The organism is Streptomonospora alba, from assembly GCF_000826685.1.
GTDB lineage: Bacteria > Actinomycetota > Actinomycetes > Streptosporangiales > Streptosporangiaceae > Streptomonospora > Streptomonospora alba.
This window is the reverse complement of sequence record NZ_JROO01000044.1, coordinates 18,797-38,084: the sequence shown is the minus strand read 5'-3', so window position 1 is coordinate 38,084 and position 19,288 is coordinate 18,797. Positions and strand designations below refer to the sequence as shown.

General features: G+C 71.9%; 16 protein-coding genes. 8 read left to right on the top strand and 8 right to left on the bottom strand.

The genetic code is table 11. From position 1 onward, the window contains the following. Window positions 1-90: 90 nt before the first annotated feature. Window positions 91-1,467 carry an LCP family protein gene (locus LP52_RS21430; protein ID WP_238581037.1) on the bottom strand — a complete coding sequence of 459 codons (1,377 nt, stop codon included), beginning with the start codon at window positions 1,465-1,467 and terminating at the stop codon, window positions 91-93. Between the two features lie 85 nt (window positions 1,468-1,552). Beyond that, window positions 1,553-2,401: a TIGR03089 family protein gene (locus LP52_RS21425; protein ID WP_040276163.1), complete on the bottom strand. Its 849-nt coding sequence runs from the start codon at window positions 2,399-2,401 to the stop codon at window positions 1,553-1,555. Window positions 2,402-2,622: 221 nt separating this feature from the next. On the opposite strand from LP52_RS21425, the gene LP52_RS21420 reads away from it, so the two are divergent. The 4 genes from LP52_RS21420 to LP52_RS21405 all read left to right on the top strand — a co-directional run bounded on the left by LP52_RS21420 (window position 2,623) and on the right by LP52_RS21405 (window position 7,945). Then, window positions 2,623-4,665 (top strand): hypothetical protein, encoded by a 2,043-nt coding sequence (locus LP52_RS21420; RefSeq protein ID WP_040276162.1) that lies wholly within the window; start codon window positions 2,623-2,625, stop codon window positions 4,663-4,665. Between the two features lie 47 nt (window positions 4,666-4,712). Further along, the gene (locus tag LP52_RS21415) at window positions 4,713-5,636 is read left to right on the top strand and encodes a glycosyltransferase family 2 protein (protein WP_040276214.1); all 924 of its coding nucleotides are present in this window, start codon (window positions 4,713-4,715) and stop codon (window positions 5,634-5,636) included. A gap of 7 nt (window positions 5,637-5,643) precedes the next feature. Next, the gene (locus LP52_RS21410; RefSeq protein ID WP_040276161.1) at window positions 5,644-6,738 is read left to right on the top strand and encodes a glycosyltransferase family 4 protein; all 1,095 of its coding nucleotides are present in this window, start codon (window positions 5,644-5,646) and stop codon (window positions 6,736-6,738) included. Window positions 6,739-6,799: 61 nt separating this feature from the next. Continuing rightward, window positions 6,800-7,945 (top strand): cystathionine gamma-synthase, encoded by a 1,146-nt coding sequence (locus LP52_RS21405; protein ID WP_040276160.1) that lies wholly within the window; start codon window positions 6,800-6,802, stop codon window positions 7,943-7,945. Window positions 7,946-8,070: 125 nt separating this feature from the next. Here LP52_RS21405 and LP52_RS21400 read toward each other — a convergent pair whose 3' ends face one another. After that, entirely contained in the window at window positions 8,071-8,373 is a 303-nt protein-coding gene (locus tag LP52_RS21400; RefSeq protein ID WP_040276159.1) for a hypothetical protein, read from the bottom strand. 241 nt (window positions 8,374-8,614) lie between these two features. On the opposite strand from LP52_RS21400, the gene LP52_RS21395 reads away from it, so the two are divergent. Both LP52_RS21395 and LP52_RS21390 read left to right on the top strand, forming a co-directional pair. Next, on the top strand, window positions 8,615-9,412 hold the full coding sequence (locus tag LP52_RS21395) for a GntR family transcriptional regulator (protein ID WP_040276158.1): 798 nt from the start codon (window positions 8,615-8,617) through the stop codon (window positions 9,410-9,412). 223 nt (window positions 9,413-9,635) lie between these two features. Then, window positions 9,636-10,454 (top strand): GntR family transcriptional regulator, encoded by an 819-nt coding sequence (locus LP52_RS21390; RefSeq protein WP_040276213.1) that lies wholly within the window; start codon window positions 9,636-9,638, stop codon window positions 10,452-10,454. A gap of 143 nt (window positions 10,455-10,597) precedes the next feature. Here the strand turns inward: LP52_RS21390 and LP52_RS21385 are convergent, their stop codons facing one another. Continuing rightward, entirely contained in the window at window positions 10,598-12,556 is a 1,959-nt protein-coding gene (locus LP52_RS21385) for a vWA domain-containing protein (RefSeq protein WP_040276157.1), read from the bottom strand. A 34-nt stretch (window positions 12,557-12,590) separates the two neighbouring features. Continuing rightward, window positions 12,591-13,988 (bottom strand): sigma 54-interacting transcriptional regulator, encoded by a 1,398-nt coding sequence (locus LP52_RS21380; protein WP_040276212.1) that lies wholly within the window; start codon window positions 13,986-13,988, stop codon window positions 12,591-12,593. 257 nt (window positions 13,989-14,245) lie between these two features. Here LP52_RS21380 and LP52_RS21375 point away from each other — a divergent pair, with 257 nt between their 5' ends. Continuing rightward, on the top strand, window positions 14,246-15,406 hold the full coding sequence (locus LP52_RS21375; RefSeq protein ID WP_040276156.1) for an FIST signal transduction protein: 1,161 nt from the start codon (window positions 14,246-14,248) through the stop codon (window positions 15,404-15,406). Window positions 15,407-15,541: 135 nt separating this feature from the next. Further along, window positions 15,542-17,206: a hypothetical protein gene (locus LP52_RS21370; RefSeq protein ID WP_040276155.1), complete on the top strand. Its 1,665-nt coding sequence runs from the start codon at window positions 15,542-15,544 to the stop codon at window positions 17,204-17,206. A 60-nt stretch (window positions 17,207-17,266) separates the two neighbouring features. Here LP52_RS21370 and LP52_RS21365 read toward each other — a convergent pair whose 3' ends face one another. The 3 genes from LP52_RS21365 to LP52_RS21355 form a co-directional block, all read right to left on the bottom strand. Next, a complete protein-coding gene (locus LP52_RS21365; RefSeq protein ID WP_040276211.1) occupies window positions 17,267-17,836 on the bottom strand; it encodes an RDD family protein in 570 nt (189 codons plus the stop codon). A gap of 189 nt (window positions 17,837-18,025) precedes the next feature. Continuing rightward, entirely contained in the window at window positions 18,026-18,532 is a 507-nt protein-coding gene (greA, locus tag LP52_RS21360) for a transcription elongation factor GreA (RefSeq protein ID WP_040276154.1), read from the bottom strand. Window positions 18,533-18,703: 171 nt separating this feature from the next. Beyond that, window positions 18,704-19,156, bottom strand: coding sequence for a DUF4307 domain-containing protein (locus tag LP52_RS21355; protein WP_238581036.1), 453 nt, complete (start codon window positions 19,154-19,156; stop codon window positions 18,704-18,706). Window positions 19,157-19,288: the final 132 nt, after the last annotated feature.

The following is a 19,288-nucleotide window of genomic DNA, read 5'->3' as shown; positions in this document are numbered from 1 at the left end:
CGCCGCGACCTGCTGGGGCGGCCGGCCCCGGTGGTTCCCGCAGGGTGCTTCGCGGAGCGCCGGCGGCCGGCGCTCCGCGAAGCACACGCCCTAACCGCACTGCTGCTTGGCTTCCTTCGCCGTGGTGCCGTCCACGCCGCCGGCCCCGCCGCCGGAGGACTCGCCGGCCGTGCTGGTGAAACCGTCCCAGTCTTGGGCGAGCACCAGCTGTACCGTGTCGCCGAGGTTGGGGTTCTCCTCGACGGTGGCGTTGACGGCCTCGTCTGCGAGGGCCTGGGCGTGCGCCTTCTTGCCGGGCCCGTGGTAGATCGTGGTCTGGGCGGGGACCTGGACCGGATTGCCGGTGTTGGCGACCTGGAAGCCCTCGGTGGTCAGCCACTGGCCCACCTGGTCGGCCAGGCCGGGAGTGCCCTCGCCGTTGAGCACCTCCACGGAGATGTCCCCGGGCTCGACCTGCGCCTTCTCCTCGCCGCTGCCGCCGCCGTCACCGCCGCCCTTGCCGCCGTCGTCGCCGGTGATGCTCTGGTCCTTGGCGATGGTCTCGAACAGCTCCGAGGCCTGCGGCTGGCTGAGTGCCAGGCGGTTGGAGTCGGTGGGGTCGGCGCCGTTGGGGGCGGTGACGAAGTTGATGTTGCCGAGGTCGACCTCGCGCATCGAGATGGCGAGGTCGGTCATGACCTCCAGCGTCAGCTCGTCGTCGGTGGTCATGGTCTCGGTGACCGAGCTGAGGAAGCCCGTGATGGTGCTCGGCCTGCTGAGGATCTCGCCCTGCATGACCTGGTTGAGCATCGCGCCGAGGAACTCCTGCTGGCGCTCGATGCGGCTGACGTCGCTGCCGTCGCCCTGGCCGTAGCGCGAGCGCATGTAGCCCAGCGACTCCTCGCCGTTCAGCTTCTGCTCGCCGGCCTCCAGGTGCAGTTTGGCCTTGGGGTCGTCGATGGGCTCGGGGATGCACATCCGCACGCCGCCGAGGGAGTTGACGATGCCCTTGAACCCGGTGAAGTCGACACTCACGAAGTGGTCGATGTGGACGCCGGTGATGGTCTCGACGGCCTTCCACTGGCACTGCACGCCGCCCAGGGACATCGGCGAGTTGATCATGCCGCGCTGAGCGGGCATGCCTGCGGTGTCGCCCTGGCCCTCGCACGCGGGCAGGTCCACCATCAGGTCGCGGGGCAGGTTGACCAGCGTCGCTCGGCCGTTGTTGGGGGAGATGTGCGCGATGATGAGCGTGTCGGGGCGCTGCCCCTCGGCCTCGCCGTATTCGCCGTTCTCACCGGTGCGGATGTCCGATCCGATCACCATGATGTTCATCGCGCCCTCGACCCTGCTGGGCCGGTCGCCGAACGCGTCCGTGTTGATGTTCTGCTGTTCGATGTTGCCGTAGATGTCGTAGTAGGCGGCATAGGCGGTAAGGCTGGTTCCGATCACCACCGCGGTCGTCAGTACCGCGATCCAGCCGCCCACAGACAGGCTCTTCCGCGCCGCGCGGCCCTTCGCGGAGCCTCGGGACGAGCGTTTTCCGGGCATTTCGCACCAATGAGGGGAGGGGTCAGGTCAGCAGCCTGCGGGGGTCGGCGAGAGCGGGAGCGCCGGCCTGCGCACCGGCTGTCGCCGTGGCGCGCTCCATGTCCAGCCGCTGTTGCAGGCTAGCCGAAGCGCCGCCGGGGAGCAGCACGAGCGGAATCGCGCCGGCGAGGGGAGCCAGCAGCAGTGCCAGGAGCGATCCCAAGGCGGCGGGGGAGTCCGGTGCGGAGGTGATGATAGCCACGCGATCGTCGGCTGTCAGCCCCCACTCGGCCAGTTTCCGGCGGCCGGCCTCAGCCAGCTCGGCGCCGGTGCGCGTGCCCGCCGAGATCTCGGTCCCCAGCAGGTCGGTGCCGCCGGCAGCGTCCGCGGGGACCTCGAACGCCGGCGCTGCGGGATCCACCGGTGCGCCGGCGAAGTGGTCGCCGTAGCCGCGCACTTCGACGCCGTAGTCCATGGCCGTCGGCGGGCACTCGTCCAGAGGAGCGCCCAGCGGGTGCAGCGACGTCCCCACGACCTCGCGCGCGGGCGTGTCCAGCGCCGCCGACAGGCGGTCGGCGTCGGCCACGGCGATGTCGCACTCGGGTACCCGGCCCGGCGCGCCGGCCACGGCGGTCGTGCCGGTCGAGAAGCAGGCCAGCAGCCACACCAGGCTCTGCCAGTGCAGCGGCAGCGCCAGTCCGACCCGCTCACCCGGCTCGGCGCCGAGGCCGTCGACGAGCATGTTCGCCGTCTTGGAGACCCAGTTGTCGAAGGTGGCGAACGACAGTTCCACCCGGCCGCCCGTGGCTTCGTCGTAGACGGTCACGAACGGGCGTGCGGGATCCGCCGCGACGGCGGAGCGCCACAGATCCAGAGGGGTTTCCGCGCCCACGGAGGTCCTTTCCACGTCGCCGGCAGGGAGCTCGGCGCCCGGAACCGCCTGGGGGCGAGTGAGGGAGCGGCCCTGCGCCGGGGCACATGTTACTCGCGGGGAACCCGGGGCTGCACCGCCCATGGCGCCGATCCCCCACGCCCTCGGGGGCCCACGCGCCACAGGCGCCGCAGGCGCCCGGGGTGGCGCGGCCCGGCTGCCGAAGCTGAGAAGGTGCCCTCATGGGATGGACCTCCGCACGCCTGTTCGCGCGCGTCACCGCGGCGCCGGCAGTCGTCCTGGCGGCCTGGCTCCTCGTGGCGTTTCCGCTGCTGGTGGCCGGGGTGCTCACTCCACTCACCGGCGCGTTGCTGGGGATCCCGGCCGTGGCGGCGGGGGTGGTGCTGATCGTGCGGTCGGTGCCCGGGCCGTCGGACGGCGACGGCGCCCGGCTGCCGTGGTGGCCGCTCGTGCTGACCGCGGGGATCGCCGTCGCCTTCGTCGCCGTGCAGTTGGGCTACCACTCCGAGATCCTCGTCGTGCGCCGCGACCCCGCCTCCTACGCGCAGTACACCGCCTGGATCGCCCAGCACGGCCGGCTGCCGATCCCCCAGCAGCGCGGCCTCATCGCGGGCGACGATCCCGCCCTGGTCTACGGCAGCCTGGCCTATTACGAGGTCGGCGACGTGATCTGGCCCCAGTTCCTCGCCGGGGCACCGCTGGTCTACACCGTCGGCCACTGGCTGGGCGGGCTCACCGGGATGGTCCTGGTGCCCCCGGTCGTGGGCGGGCTGGGCGTGCTCACCTTCGGCGGGCTGGCCGCCCGCCTCATCGGCCCGCGCTGGGCGCCGGCCGCCGCGTCGGTGCTGGCGGTGTGCCAGACCCAGCAGTGGATCAGCCGCTCCACCTACAGCGAACCCGTCGCCCAGGTACTGCTGCTGGGCGCCCTCGTGCTGGCTTTCGACGCGCTGACGCGCAGGACCGCGCTCGGCGGCGGCTGGAGCCGGTGGCACACGCTGGCTGCCGCCTCCGGGCTGGTCTTCGGGCTGGGCCTGATGGTACGCATCACCGCGTTGCGCGACCTGCTTCCCCTGGTGGCCTTCGCCGGGCTGCTGCTGGTGGCCCGGCGCGGCCAGGCGCTGCCGCTGCTGGGCGGTCTGGCGGTAGGGGTCGGCTACGGTGCCGTGGCCGGCTACGGACTCTCGCGCCCCTACCTGGAGCACCTCTCGGCTTCGCTCGTGCCGCTGCTGTGGATCAGCGCGGCCGTGGTCGCCTGCGTCGCGGCGGCGGTGGCGCTGCTGTGGCGGCGCGGCCTGCCGCGCGGCGACCGGCCCTCGTGGCTGCCCACGGCCGCCGCTTGGGCCGTGATCGCGGTGATGGCCGTGATCGCGCTGCGCCCGCTGCTCTACACCGACACCGGGCACGGCGACGAGGCCACCGCCGCCTACATCGGCCAGGTGCAGGAGCTTGAGGGCCTGCCCGTCCACCCCGACCGCACCTACTACGAGATGAGCCTGCACTGGGTGGGCTGGTACGTGGGGCTGAGCACGGTACTGCTGGCGAGCTTCGGCGCGGCGCTGATCGTGCGCCGGATCATGAGCCGCAGGGCGCCGCAGTGGGTGCTGCCGGCGATGGTGCTGTCGTGGACCGTGGTCACCACACTGCTGCGCCCCGCCATCACCCCCGACCACCCCTGGGCCAGCAGGCGGCTGATCGTGCTGGTGCTGCCGGCGTTCATCCTCTTCGCGGTGTGGTTCGCCGCCTGGCTGACGCGTCGGCTGAACAGCGAGCCGGAGGTGAGCCGCCCGGAGGTGCGCCGGACGACGGCGGCCGTCGCGGCGGCCGCGAGCATCGCCGCGATGCTGGTGCCCACCGCGATCACCGCAGCGGGGGTGATGACCTACCGCTCCGACGTCGGCAGCGTCGAAGCGACACGGAAACTGTGCCGGGCCATACCGGACGACGCCAGCGTGCTCGTGGTCGACGGGCTCTACGGCGGCTATCTTCAGCTCGTGCGGGGCATGTGCGGCGTGCCCGCGGCCGGCCTCAGCTCCTCCGAACCGGGCCGCGACGTCGCGCGCGTCGTCGCCGAGATCGAGGAGCGCGGCCGCACCCCCGTGCTCGCCGCCTCGCAACCGCGCCACATCCTTCCGCACGTGCCGCCGGGCACCCGGATAAGCCATCCCTTCGACGTCAACACCGAGCAGGATCCCAGCACGCTGATGGAGCCGCCGGCAGGCGCGTGGGTCTTCGACGGCGACGTGTGGGTCGCCGTCGTGCGCTGACCGCACCGCTGAGCCGCGGAGCTATCCTGAACCCCACCGTGAGCGAGATGTCCCTGAACCAAGAAGGCGGCGCGCCCGAGCAGGCGCCCGATGTCACCATCGTGCTGCCCTGCTACAACGAGCAGGAGCACGTGATCAAGGAGGTCGAGCGCGTCTGCGCGGCGATGGACGCCTCGGGCCACACCTATGAGCTGCTCGCGGTCGACGACGCATCGACCGACGACACCCTGGCGCTGCTGCGCGAAGCCGAGCCGCTGTTCCCGCACCTGAGGGTTGTGGCCTTCGGGCACAACGGGGGCGCGGGCACGGTGCGCCGCCTCGGTACCCAGCGCGCCCGCGGTCGCATCGTCGTGTGGACCGACGCCGACATGACCTACCCCAACGAGCGCATCCCCGAGTTCGTGGACCTGCTCGCCGCCGACTCCGGCTTCGACCAGGTGGTGGGCGCACGCACTCAGGAATCGGGCAGCCACCGGGTGCTGCGGGTCCCAATGAAGTGGCTGATCCGCAAGCTCGCCGAGCGGCTGACCAACACGCGCATCCCCGACCTCAACTCGGGGCTGAGGGCCTTCCGCCGCGAGGTCTCGCTGCCCTATCTGCGCCTGCTGCCGCCCGGGTTCTCCTGCGTCACCACGCTCACGCTGGCGTTCCTGTCCAACCAGCACCCCGTCCTCTACATCCCGATCGACTACGCCAAGCGGTCGGGCACCTCCAAGTTCCACTTCGTCCGCGACGCCTACCGCTACCTGCTGCAGGTGCTGCGGATGGTCATGTACTTCAACCCGCTCAAGGTGCTGATGCCGCTCGCGCTGTGGCTGCTGGGCATCGGCGCGGCCAAGTTCGTCTTCGACCAGGTGCGTCAGCCGCTCTACGTCCCCAACAACACGATCATGCTGGTGACCAGCGGCCTGATCGTGGCGGCCATGGCCCTGCTGGCCGATCTGATCGTGCGCTCGCGCGACGGTTCCTGAGCCGCCCATGCGCATCTGCCTGGTCGGCCCAGCCCACCCCTACAAGGGCGGCGGCGCGCTCCACACCACCGAACTGGCCCACCGGCTGGCCGCGCGCGGACACGAGGTGGCCGTCGAGTCGTGGCGGGCCCAGTATCCGGCGCTGCTGTATCCCGGCCGCCAGACCGTGTCCGCTCCCGAGGGAGAGCCGTTCTCCGCCACTCGGCGCGAGCTGTCCTGGAACCGACCGCTGGGGTGGTGGCGCGCCGGCCGCAGGATGGGCGCGGCCGCCGATCTGGTCGTGGTCACCGTGCTGATTCCCGCCCAGGCCGTGCCTTACCTGGGCGTCCTCGCCGGAGTCGGGCGGCGGGCACGCACGCTGGCGCTGTGCCACAACGTGCTGCCGCACGAGCGCAGACGGGGCGACGCCGCCCTGATGCGCACCCTGGTGCGGCGCGTCGGCGCGGTCCTGGCGCACTCGCCCGAACAGGCCCGCACCGCCCGCGGGCTCGTGGGCGAGCGCGTCCCCGTGCGCTGGGCCCCGCTGCCGCCCCACCTGCCCCGCGCCCGAGACGCCGGCCCGGTCCCCGCGGCGGGCGGCGGACCGCGCCGCAGGCTGCTGTTCTTCGGCATCGTCCGGCCCTACAAGGGAGTCGACGTGCTGCTGCGCGCCTTCGCCCGAAGCGCGCCCGCCGACGTCGGCCTCACCGTCGCCGGCGAGTTCTGGGGCGGATCGCGGGAGCTGCGCGATCTCGCGGCCGAGTTGGGAGTCGCCGATCGCGTCGGCTTCCGCGAGGGCTACGTGCCCGCCGACGAGCTGCCCGGCCTGTTCGCCGAGGCCGACGCGCTTGTGCTGCCCTACCGCTCGGCGACGGCCAGCCAGAACGTGCACCTGGCTCACGAGCACGGCCTTCCGGTGATCGCCACCCGCGCAGGCGCACTGGCCGACCAGGTGGCGGACGGGAAGGACGGGCTGCTGTGCGCCCCGGACGATGTCGACGACCTCGCCGACGCGCTTCGCCGGTTCTACTCGCCGGGCGAGGCCGAGCGCCTGCGCGCCGCTGTCCGCCCCGCCGATCCCGGGCCGCCGTGGGAGGCTTACATCGACGAGCTTCTCGGCTGATTCCGGTGGAGTCCTGTGGAGGCCGCGCCCGCACCCTTCGCACTGACCTAGTGTGTTGCCCATGACGTTCGACGGGTTCGAGACGCTGGCCATCCACGCCGGGCAGGAGGCCGACGCCGAGACCGGCGCGGTCGTGGTGCCCATCTACCAGACGAGCACCTACGCCCAAGACGGCGTCGGCGGGCTGCGTAGCGGATACGAGTACTCCCGCACCTCCAACCCCACCCGCGGAGCGCTGGAAGAGTGCCTGGCGGCGCTGGAATCGGGCATCCGCGGGCTGGCCTTCGCCTCGGGCATGGCCGCCGAGGACACCCTGCTGCGCACGGTGGCCAAGCCCGGCGACCACGTGATCATCCCCTCCGACGCCTACGGCGGCACGTTCCGGCTGTTCTCCACGGTGCTTGAGCGCTGGGGAGTGGAGTGGGAGGCCGTGCCCCAGTCGGACACCGAGGCGGTGCGCCGCGCCGTGCGCCCCGAGACCGTGGCGATCTGGGCGGAGACGCCGACCAACCCCCTGCTGACCATCAGCGACATCGAAGCGCTGGCCGGGGTGGCCCACGACGGCGGCGCGCTGCTCGTCGTCGACAACACCTTCGCCTCGCCCTACCTGCAGCGCCCGCTCACCCTGGGCGCCGATGTGGTGGTGCACTCCACCACCAAGTACCTGGGCGGGCACTCCGACGTGGTCGGCGGCGCCCTGGTCGTCTCCGACCCGGACCTGGGCCACCGGCTGGCCTTCCACCAGAACACGATGGGTGCCGTCGCCGGGCCCTTCGACGCGTGGCTGACCCTGCGCGGCATCAAGACGCTGGGCGTGCGCATGGACCGGCACTGCGCCAACGCCGAGCGCGTCGTCGAGGCGCTGGGGCGCCACTCGGCCGTGACCGAGGTCTATTACCCGGGCCTGCCCGAGCACGCCGGGCACACGGTCGCCCAGCGGCAGATGCGCGCCTTCGGCGGGATGGTGTCCTTCCGCGTGCGCGGAGGCGAGGACGCGGCGCTGAAGGTGTGCGATCGAGCGCGGGTGTTCACCCTGGGCGAGTCGCTGGGCGGCGTGGAATCGCTGATCGAGCACCCGGGTCGGATGACCCACGCCTCGGCCGCCGGCTCCCCGCTGGAGGTTCCGGGCGATCTGGTGCGCCTGTCGGTCGGCATCGAGTCCGCCGACGATCTGATCGCGGACCTGACCGGCGCTCTGGAGCAGTGAGCCGCACGCGGCAGGTGTGCCGCTGGGTCGACATCCGGTAGGCGCCGGCGAGGCGGGCGTGCCCGGGGTGGCCGGGCACGCGGCGCGCCTGCCGAGCGAACCGGGGTTTCGATCCCCGCCGGGAGTCAGGCGACGGCGTGCGGGCGGCCGTTGCGGGCTGAGCCGTCACCGCGGCCGTCGTCCTGCCCCTCGTCGTCTTCCGCGTCGTCGTCGGCTTCGGGGATCGAGCTGTTCTCGACGAAGCGGAGGCCGCTGAAGCTGCGCGCCGCGCCGGAGAACCTGCTGTCGTCGCGCCCGTTCCGCAGGGCCCGGTAGCGGCCGTGGTCGCTGCGCCGGATGCCGATCGAGGCGGCGACGAGCATGCCCAGCAGCGCGCTGAACAACGCGACGAGGACGATTACCGCGATCATTCCGATTGCCAGGGACATTGCCCCTCCTCTCGCTCCGTGCGGCCACCCGTCCGACGGCCGCACGTTCCGGCTGGGAGCCGGAAGAGGAATGAATCTTTCCGCTCGGGTTCGCTCTGGTGGTCGGCTTAGACTTCTTCGTCTCCTGTTCAGCCTTATGCGATTCATTCCTACAACTCTTACGATGCGATCTATGTAGTCATCCGTCAAGCCGTTTGAGTAGACTCATTAGAACGAATCGAAGAACTCGCTGGGAGTGGCAGTGGAACCTCGGCATATCGAGATCGCTCAGGAGCTCATGGAGGAGATCGAAGACGGGCGCTACCGCCCCGGCGAGACTCTGCCCACCGAGGACCAGCTGATCCAGACCTACCGCACCTCGCGCAACACGGTACGGCGGGCGCTCCAGGAGCTGGCCAGCCGCGGGCGCATCGACACCAAGCAGGGCAGCGGCAGCCGGGTCCGCGACTACCGCCCCACGGTCCACCTCGCCTCGCCGATCGAAGGGCAGGCCGAGGACGAGCGCTACGACGAGTACATCGAACGCATACGCCGCGAGCAGGGCCAGGTGCCGCGTGAGGAGCTGACGGTCGGGCGCGAGGCGGCCACGGGCATGCTGGCCCACCTCCTTCAGCTCGACCCCTCCGACGCGCGGGGCTTCGTCGTCATCCGGCGCTACGACCGCTTCCTCGGCTCGCGGTTGTGGCAGCGGCAGGAGTCCTTCTACCCCGACTACATCGCCGAGGGCACCGACCTGGACCGCCCCGCCAGCATCCCCGACGGCACCAAGAAGACGCTGGCCGAGCTCGGATACCCGCAGACGGGCTCGTGGGACGTCGTGGGCGCCAAGATGCCCTCTCTCAAGGAGTCCTCCCGGTTCGGGCTCGGTCCCGGCGTCCCATTGCTCGTCCATGAGCGGGTGGCCTACTCCGACACCACGCCGGTTCGGTTCACCCGCACCTTCCTGCCGGCCGACCGCCACCAACTGCTCTACGCCGAGGGCGAGATCTCCCACGACCTGCTGCAGACGGCCTCGGATGTGAACGTCTACGACCGGTGACCCGGCCCGGCCGCGTCACCTGCCGACCTCCCGGACACGCCCGGTCGGGCCGTCAGGGCGGGCGGTTCGGGATCGTGTCTTGAACGCCTGCCGCAGACGGTCTACTGTCCGATGCATTCCCGGTGATTCATTCCCATAAGTCTTACCAAGGGGAAGACCCGTTCGTTCGGGTGCGTGCTCCATGAGCGGCCGGCGGCTCCTGCTGCCGGGGTGAGGGGTGACCATGGCGGCTCTCAGCGACGAGATCGCCGACGACCTGGTGCGCAGGATCAACCAGGGGGAGATCGAACCGGGCCGGCGGTTGCCGACCGAGGACGAGCTGATGAAGCGCTACGGCGTCTCCCTCAACACCGTGCGCCGTGCCCTGGACGATCTGGCGCAGCGCGGCCGCATCGTCAAGCAGCAGGGCAGCGGCAGCAGAGTTCCCGAGCGGCTCAGACCGACCGTCCACCTGGCCTCGGCCGTCCGGGGCCTCCCGGACGACGAGCGGTATACGCGCTATCTGGAGCGGCTGGGAGGACAGCTCGGCGAACCCCGGCTCGCTCTCACGGTGACGACGGTGAAGCTGGAGGACGCTGAGCGGATAGCGCGGCTGCTGAAACTCGATCGCTTCGGTGACAAGTCGGACCTGTGGCGGCGGCGGTGCGACAGGATCTTCGGGGCGAAGCTGTGGGAGCGCCAGGACTCCTACTACCCGGGCGGCATCGCGGCCGGAACCCGGCTGCGGGATCCGGTGGACATCGAGGAGGGGACGCGGGAGGTCCTGGCGAGCCTCGGATTTCCGCAGACCTGGTCCTGGGACGTCATCCGGGCCGAGATGCCCTCGCACGAGCAGCAACGGGCCTTCGGGATCGGTCGGGGGGTGCCGCTGCTCGTGCAGGAGCGGCTCGCCTACGGCGGCGACTCCGAGCATCCGGAACGGCCGGTCCGCTACACCGAGACCGTGATGCCGGCGGACCGCCATCAGCTCATGTACACCGAGGGCGCGACGACCGAGGACGCGCTGGAGGAAGCGATGGCGGCCAGTTCCCACCCCGACTGACCGCCGACGGGCGCCCCCGCCGACGCGGCCCCCACGCCGTTGATCTTGTACCTAAGGTCACTCGCGGCGGCCGAGAGTCACCGTGAGTACAAGATCAACGGCGTGGGGGCGGGCGGGTGCTGCTCGACTGCACGGCGTCGGTTCTAGGCCGTACGGCGCCTGCGGGAGAGGAAGTCGCGGACGACGTAGCCGCCCAGGCGGTCGGCGTCGGGGCGGACGACACGGCCGCCGTTGCGGCGGGCGACCTCGTCCACGAACTGCTCCAGGCGCGGGTCGTCGGCCAGCAGGAACACGTTGAGGTCGGCGCCGCGGCGGGTCATGCGGTCGACCTCGGCCAAGGTCGCCGCGGTGGTCTCGGGTGACGGCGGCCAGGCGAAGGCCGCCGAGCCGTCGCGCTGCAGGTGCGCCGTGGGCTCGCCGTCGGTCACCACCAGCACGATCGGCTCGAAGTCGGCGTGCCGGTCCAGGTGCCGCCCCGCCAGCAGCAGGGCGTGCTGCAGGTTGGTGCCCTGCACGGGTTCCCAGCTCAGCTCGGCCAGCCCGTTGGGGGGCAACTCGCGCGCGTAGTCGCTGAACCCGATGACCTGCACGGCGTCCTGCGGGAACCGGGTGGTCACCAGCGAGTGCAGCGCCATCGCGGTCTGCTTGGCGGTACTCCACAGGTCGCGCAGCGCCATCGAGTAGGACAGGTCGACCAGCAGGCACACCGCGGCGGCGTCGCGGCGCTCGGTCTCGGCGACCTCGAAGTCCTCCGGGCGCATCCGCACCCGCCCCCCGGCCTCGGCTCCGCCCCGGGCGACGGCGTTCTGCAGGGTGCGCACCACATCCAGCGGCTCCTCGTCGCCGAACGCCCAGGGGCGCGTGGACCCGACGGCCTCGCCGGAGTGCCCGGCGGCGTCGTCGGAGTGCCCGCCGGGGCGCGGGGTGTTCGAGGGGTCGGCGAATACCTCGCGCAACGCCGTCTCACCGAGGCGCCGCACCGCCTTGGGCGTCAGCTGCAGCCTGTTGCGCGACCCCTCGACATAGCCCTGTTCGCGCAGCTCCCGCTCGACCGCGCGCAGCCGCTCCAGGTCGTCGACGGCCGCGCGGCCCAGGGCGCGCCGCACCGCCTCCTCGTCGATGTCGTCCAGCCCGGCCCCGGCATAGCGCTGGTTCAGAGCGGCGTCGAGATCGGCGAGGTCGGCCAGCTCCTGCAGGGCGGTCGTGGCGTCGCCCATGCCCAGGCCCTGCTCACCTTCCATCCGCTCGCCGCCGCTCCAGTCGAGGTCGGGGCGGCGGGCGCGCAACGCGCCGGAGAGCCGGTCCAGGGCCTGGCTCATCCCCGACTGCGCGTTGGCCTCGTCCATCAGCCCTTGCAGCTCGGAGCGCTGCTCAGGCGTCAGCGAGTCCATCATGCGCTGGGCCGCCGCGGCGCGCCGCGCCAGCGAGTCGACGAGCTCCTCCAGGTTCCGCGGCTTGGGCTCCTCGGGGAACATGTCGCCGTAGGCGTCCATGAAGCGGTCGAAGTCGGCCTGGGTGTGCTCGCCGCGGTCGTCGGCCTCCAGCATCGCGTTGAGCGCCTCGACCATCTCGCGCACCCGCTCCATGTCCTCGGGGGTGCTCTCGGCCAGCGCCTCCTTCATCCCCTGGAAACGGGTGTCGAGGACCTCGCGGCGCAGCAGGTCGCGCAGCTCCTCGAAGCTCTGCGCGGCCGCCTGCGACCGCCACCGGTAGTCCGACAGCCGCCGCACCGCCGCCGAGGTGTCCTCAGGCAGGGAATCCAGCTCGGCCTCGCGCATCCGCGCGTCGTCGGAGGGGTCGGGGAACAGCTCGGCGCGCTCCTGGCCCAGCGCACGGTCCAGCAGGGCGCGCGCCTCCTCCAGCGTGCCGTCCAGGCGTCCGCGTGAGCGGATCTGCTCGCGGCGCCGCTGCACGTCGCGCAGCAGGTCGTCGAGCCCGCGCACGCCCTGGGTGCCGCGCCGCAGCAGGTCGCGCAGCGCCCGCTTCGGGTCGCTGCCGGCCATGATGTCGCGGCCCAGCTCGTCGACCGCGGTGCGCACGTCGTAGGGCGGGGCCAGTGGGTCGGGTCCGTCGTCGAATTCGCCGTAGCGGAAGCGGTTCACGGGAGGTCTCCCCTCCGGCGGCAGAGCGGCGGTGTCAGGTCCGGTAGACGGTGCGGTCGCGCACGGTGTCCTTGGACAGCCGCCGGTTCAGATACAGCCCCTCCAGCGCGAACTCCACCGCCGCGGCCGCGAAGCCCGGGGTCTCGCCGGTGTCCCCGTCGGGGGAGAGGCGGGCGATCAGGTCGGCCAGGCCGGGCAGCGGACCCAAGCCGCGCAGCAGTTCGGTGCCGCTGACCAGCTCTCCGGACTCCACCGTGCCGCCGTCGGCGAACAGGTCGGTGAGCGCGGTGAGGTCGGCGCCGCCCAGTGTGCGGCGGAACGTCTCAGCGGTGGCCCGGCGCAGCAGGTGCGCCAGCACCTCGCTCTCACGGCCCTCCTCGCCGACCTCGAACTCGACCTTGCCTCGCAGTGTCTCGACGATCGGCGGGAGGTCGCAGACGCGTGCGACCGGGTGGTCCTCGCCGGTGAGCGCGCCGCGGCGCTGCGCGGAGGCGGCGACGGTCTCGATGCCGGCGATCGCGAAGCGCGCCGAGACGCCCGAGCGGTCGTCCACCGAGGAGGACTCGCGCACCAGGCGGGTGAACCGGGCGACGGTCTCGACCAGGTGCCGGGGCACGACCACGTCGGAGACGAGGTCGGCCTCCTGGTGCACCAGGTCGACCTCCTCCTCCAGCTCAAGCGGGTAGTGGGTGCGGACCTCGGCGCCGAACCGGTCCTTGAGCGGGGTGATGATGCGGCCCCGGTTGGTGTAGTCCTCGGGGTTGGCGCTGGCCACCAGCAGCACGTCCAGCGGCAGGCGCAGCGCGTACCCGCGGATCTGGATGTCGCGCTCCTCCAGCACGTTCAGCAGCGCCACCTGGATGCGCGCGGCCAGGTCGGGCAGTTCGTTGAGGCAGAACACGCCCCGGTTGGTGCGCGGCACGAGCCCGTAGTGCACGGTCTCGGGGTCGCCGAGGCTGCGGCCCTCGGCGAGCTTGATCGGATCGACGTCGCCGATGAGGTCGCCCACACCGGTGTCGGGTGTGGCCAGCTTCTCGCCGTAGCGGTCGTCGCGGTGCCACCACGTCACCGGCAGATCGTCGCCGGCCTCGGCGGCCAGGGTCCGGCAGCGCGTGCACACCGGATCGTAGGGGTGGTCGTTGACGGGGCAGTCCCGCACGACCGGCGTCCATTCGTCGAGCAGCACGGATATCGTACGGATCAGCCGGGTCTTGCCCTGGCCGCGCTCGCCCAGCAGAACGAGGTCGTGACCGGCCAGCAGGGCGCGCTCCACCTGCGGCAGCACCGTCTCGTCGAAACCGACGATGCCGGGAAAGCGCTCTTCGCCGGCCCGCATGCGAGCCAGGAGGTTGTCGCGCACCTCGTGCTTGACCGGGCGGTGCACGTGCCCGGAGGCCCGCAGGGCGCCGAGTGTCGAAGGCAGGTGACGCATGGCGTCTCCGCTCGGGGCGGTGGCGGGTTCGCGGGCGGGCGGCTCGGGGACGGTGTGGCCGTCAGTCGAGGCAGACACGGGGTCGAGTCTATGCACGCGCGCGGATTCCGCCAGTGGCCTGGGCCACATCGCGCCGGCCGCTCGCCTCGGTGTGGGGATGTGGCGAAATACGTCAGGCGCCGCACGGGTTTGACCGCGTGTGACTGGGAGTATGGTCCGGTTGAAGACGTCGGGTCCGATGAGCGAGGTGGCAGTCGATGGCCAGGTTCGGTGACGCGTTGGCGACGGGCGCCGACCTAGTGAGCGCCGCCGAGCGGGCGGTGCTGGAGGCGACGCGTTCGCTCGACGCCTACGCCGACCTCATCTGCTTCTTCGTCTGCGGCGCCGACCCCGACGAAGTGACTCTGGCGGGTCAGCGCGTGATGGCGCTGGCCGGCGACGCGGTCACACTCGGGTGCAGCGCGACGGGTGTGGTCGGCGCCGGCCGCGGGATGGAGGAGCAGGGCGCGGTGAGCGTGTGGGCGGCGCATCTGCCTGACGTGACGCTGGCCCCCTTCCGGCTCGACGTCATCCCCGAGGGCGACCACTTGGCCGTCGTGGGCATGCACGAGCCCGACTCCGACGATCGCGCGGCCCTGCTGCTGGTCAACCCCTACGAGTTCCCGGCGCAGTCGTTCGTGGAGCGTTCGACCGACGCCCTGGACGGACTGCCCATCGTGGGCGGGCTGGCCGACGGCATGCGCGGCCAGGACTCCGTCCGGCTGTTCTGCGGCGGCGAGGTCGTCGACGCGGGTGCGGTCGGCCTGATGCTGGGCGGCTCCGGCGTGGTGGGCACCATGGTCAGCCAGGGCTGCCGGCCCATCGGCCGCGCCATGGTCGTCACCAAGGCCGAGGGCAACGTCATCCTGGAGTTGGCCGGCGACTCCGCCTACGAGCGGTTGGAGAGCCTGGTCAACTCGCTTCCGCCGGAAGAGCAGGAGTTGGCGGCCAACGGCCTGCACATCGGCATCGCCATGGACGAGTACGCAGACGACCACGAACACGGCGACTTCCTCGTGCGCTCGGTGGTGGGTGCCGACCCGGAGGCGGGTTCGCTGACCATCGGCGACATGGTCGACGTCGGCCAGACGGTGCGCTTCCAGGTCCGCGACTACGACAGTGCGGCCGCCGATCTGGTCGACCGCCTGCAGGTGTTCAACGAGGAGACCGGCGGGCGCAGCGCGGCGGCGCTGCTGTTCTCCTGCAACAGCCGCGGTACGGCGATGTTCGCCACCTCCGACCACGACGTCCGGCTGGTGCAGCAGAACCTGGGGATCCAGAGTGTGGGCGGCTTCTTCGCCGCAGGCGAGATCGGCCCTGTCGCCGGGCGCAACCACGTGCACAGCCTTACGGCCTGCGTGCTGGCTTTCGAGAACTGATCCAGAGCCGAGGGCGCCCGGGCATATCCCCGCTCGGGCGTCTTTACCCTGCCCTGTTCCGGTGTGCCCGGCGCGCCGCGATTGCCGCTTTTTGTGGTTTCCCTCTTACTGAGAGTGACGCAGTGAGGGGGCAAGATGTCGGTTTCCTGGGGACAGGCCGCGTGTGCCGGGGTGTCGGGTGTTCTGCTGCTGATTCCGCCGATGGTGCTGGGGCATCCGACCGCCGCGGCGGCGGAGGCACCGGCCGGGCCGCCGGGCACGGGCTGGATCGAGCAGGAACCGTCGGCCGCCGACCGGGTCGGCGCCGAGCTGACAGGCGGCGGTGAGTTGCGGCTGCCCGCATCGCGGAATCCGGGTGCCGCCCAGCGCACCGCCGGGTCCTCGGGGGCCTCGGCCACCTTCGCCGACCACCCCTTGGAGGAGCCCGCCCGCGCCGTCGAGGTGTGGATGGACCTCACCGGTACCGCGAACGGCCTGGTCGTCGAGGCGCGCGGGGTGCGCGTCGACGGCATGTGGACCGAGTGGCGCACGAACCGCCCCGAGGTCACCCCGGACGAGGGGGACGGGCAGGCGCCTACGCACGCGGAGTCGCAGGTGCTTGCCCGCCTCGGACTGCCCGCTCCCGTGGCGCGGCTGCAGGTGCGCATCTCGGTCGGCGGCGCCGAGCAGGGCGGCTCGGCTGAGAGCGGGCAGCCCCGGGAGCGCGCGGTCGTGGTCTCCGACGTGCGGCTGCGTCCCGTCGGCTACACCGGCGAGGCGGACGGACCCGCCGGTGAGTCGGAGCCGGAGCCGACGGAGCCGGAAACGGATGAGTCGGGCGGCGCCGAGCCGTCCGGGGAGGAGTCCGGGGACGGCGCCGAGGAGGCGCCGGGATCCGCCGCGGACGGCGGCGGCGACGCCGGGCCGGGTGAAGATGGGCCCGATGCCGATGCCGATGCCGATGCCGATGCCGATGCCGAAGGCGTCGGCGGCTCCGCGGACGCGGACCACGACGGGGCCGGTGACGGCCAGGACGCCGACCAGGCCCTGCCCGAGCGGCCCCGGCCCTACTCCGCGCGGGTGTTCGCGACCCGTATCGGCCAGGTCGGCCGGCTGACGGCCAACGGGTACCGCATCGGCGAGAACGCCCACTTCGTCGCGCTGCCGTCGCGGCGCGGCCTGTCCGAGCGCGGTGCCGGGGACTACACGGTGCGGGTGTGCACCGAGCAGGCCGGCGAGGGCGGCGGGCAGCGGGAGGGCACGGAGCCCGGGGGCCGCTGCGTCTACGCGCCGGTCTGGGACGTGGGCCCGTGGAACATCACCGACGACTACTGGAATGCCGAGCGCGAGGACTGGGCGGACCTGCCGCGCGGTCTGCCGCAGGCGCAGGCGGCGCGGCAGTACGGCTACAACGGCGGCCTCGACGGGTTCGGTCGCCGGGTCCTCAACCCCGCCGGGATCGACCTCGCCGACGGTACGTTCGACGACGGGCTGAAGCTGGCCACCAACGCCTGGGTGCACGTCGACTACCTGTGGACGGCCGGGTACGCCCACCCCGGGGAGATCTCCGGCGCCGCCGCCGAGGAGACCGTGCCGGTGCGGTCGGGACCGGGCACGTTCCACCCCGAACGCGGGCTCGCCTCCGCGGGGGCGTCGGTCGACGTCCTCTGTCATGAGGCGGGCACGAAGGTCACCGGACCGCAGGGGGTCAGCGACACGTGGTTCCGGATCTCAGCGCACGACCACGTTCCCGCGGCCCACGTACGCGGCGGCGACAGCGCACCGGCCTGCCCGGACTCCGAGCCGGAGGAAGGCGGGTGACGCGCTGCGTCTCCGGCGGGCGGTGGCGGATTCCTGGTGAAGGTGTCCGCACCGGGGCGGTCAGCCGCGGACCACGATCGTTCCGCTGATGCGGTCGTGCAGTGACCGCAGGGTGTCGGCGTCGGCGAGCGCGGACAGGCAGTCGAGCAGAGTGAACAGGGTGCCCAGGCACGGCAGGGTCTGGGGGAGGCCGAAGACGGCGGCGCGGCCCGCCGACTGGCCCTGGCGCAGAGGGCCGCCGTCCCTGCGGACGACGCGGATGCCCATCGCGGCCTTGCCCAGCGTGCGCCCGCGGGCGGCGTTGCACAGCCAGTCGTGCAGGAACATGACCGGGCCGGTGCCGAAGAGGAACAGGTAGGCCCACGCGTCGAAGTAGCGGTCGGCGATGTCCTGCCGGCCGGTCGAGACCTCGGCGAGGAGCGAGATCAGGATGAAGGACACGACGACGACCATGCCGATGACCGCGTAGTCGATCACGCGGGCGGTGAGGCGCCGGCCGAACGAGGCCGCGGGCCGCTGCCCCCCACCGTGCTGCCCAGAGCCGTAGTACGGCGCCGGTCCGGCGGGCGGGCTCGGATACCCCGGCGGGCCGGGGGGCGTGCTGTTCCAGGGGTACGGGGAATAGGCCACCGACATATGGTGTCACCGCAGGCCGCGAGCAGCCACCGGACGGCGGCGGGGCCGGGGCGAGGCCGCGGGCCGGATCCGGCCGGGAACGGACGTGCGATCACCGCAGGTCCGAAATCCGCTCCCGCCATCGAGAGGGGGCGGCCGCTCGGCCGCCCCCTCTCGATGCGTACTGCGTGCTGTGGGAGCCCGTCAGGAGGACTCGGAGCCGTAAGGGACGGCGTCGATGATCTCGACCGATGCGCTGCGCCCGTTGGGCAGCGTGTAGGAGACGGTCTCGCCGATCTTCTTGCCGTTGATGGCGCTGCCCAGGGGCGATTTCGGCGAGTACACGTCGATCGGCGCGCCGCTTTCCTCCCGGGAGGCGAGGAGGAAGGTGACCTCTTCGTCGTCGCCTTCGAACTTGATGGTGACCGTCATACCGGGAGCGACGGTGCCCGCCTTCGGGGGCGCGCCGCCCACGCGCGCGTTGCGCAGGATGTTCTGGAGCTGGGCGATGCGGGCCTCGATCTTGCCCTGCTCCTCCTTGGCGGCGTGGTAGCCGCCGTTCTCCTTGAGGTCACCCTCTTCGCGGGCGGCTTCGATCTTGTCGGCGATCTCGATACGACCAGTGCCCGTAAGGTGCTCCAGCTCCGCGTTGAGCCGGTCATACGCCTCCTGAGTCAGCCAGGTGACGTTGTCATCGCGGGTCTCGGTCACGGGAACTCCCTTGGTGCTACTAGTGACTGCGGCCGTATCGGCCGTAGATGAACTTACGAGATTATCACCGCGCCATTCGGACGGCGGGGCGATAAACGCTGGTCCGCGCGGCGTGGCTGGAGGATGGGCGTGGTCGGGCGGCGGGGAGCCCGGACGGGCGGCGGAGCCGGACTACCTTGTGGGACTCTGTTCCCTGCAAGAGCCCACTTCTACCGCGGAAGCCTCACGAATCGTGTCAACAGTCGCGGTGACGTCGCGGATTCCCGATTCGACGTCGACGCTTTTCTGCCCGACCACGACATGCTTGTCGTCGCGCGCGGTGATCACGCATTCGGCGGGTGCGTCGCTGTTCACCTGGAAGCTCACGCTGGCCTCCTGCGATTCGGTCTGCCAGGACACCACCTGCACCGAAGCGCCCCCGGAGCCGCTGTAGCTCATCAGCGCGTATCCCCAGCCGATCGTGAAGACCACGGCGGCGAGCAGCCCCACCACGAAGAAGACAGGCGTGTTGCCCAGGCGGCGCCGCGTCCACGAGGCGGCGGACTCGGCGGTGCCGGACGCGGGCTCGGGTTCGCCGGACGTGGAGCCGGCGGGGCGGTCGGGCATACGGGAATCTCCGAACATGGGGTCTACGTTGTCTAAGATAGCCCCGTCCCGGGTCGCCCCTGTCCCACCCCTGCCTCGCATGTCCGCAAGGCCGGCGGCGCGGGCCGATCCCGCGGGCGGACGCCTTTCCCGCCCGTACATTCGTCTCAC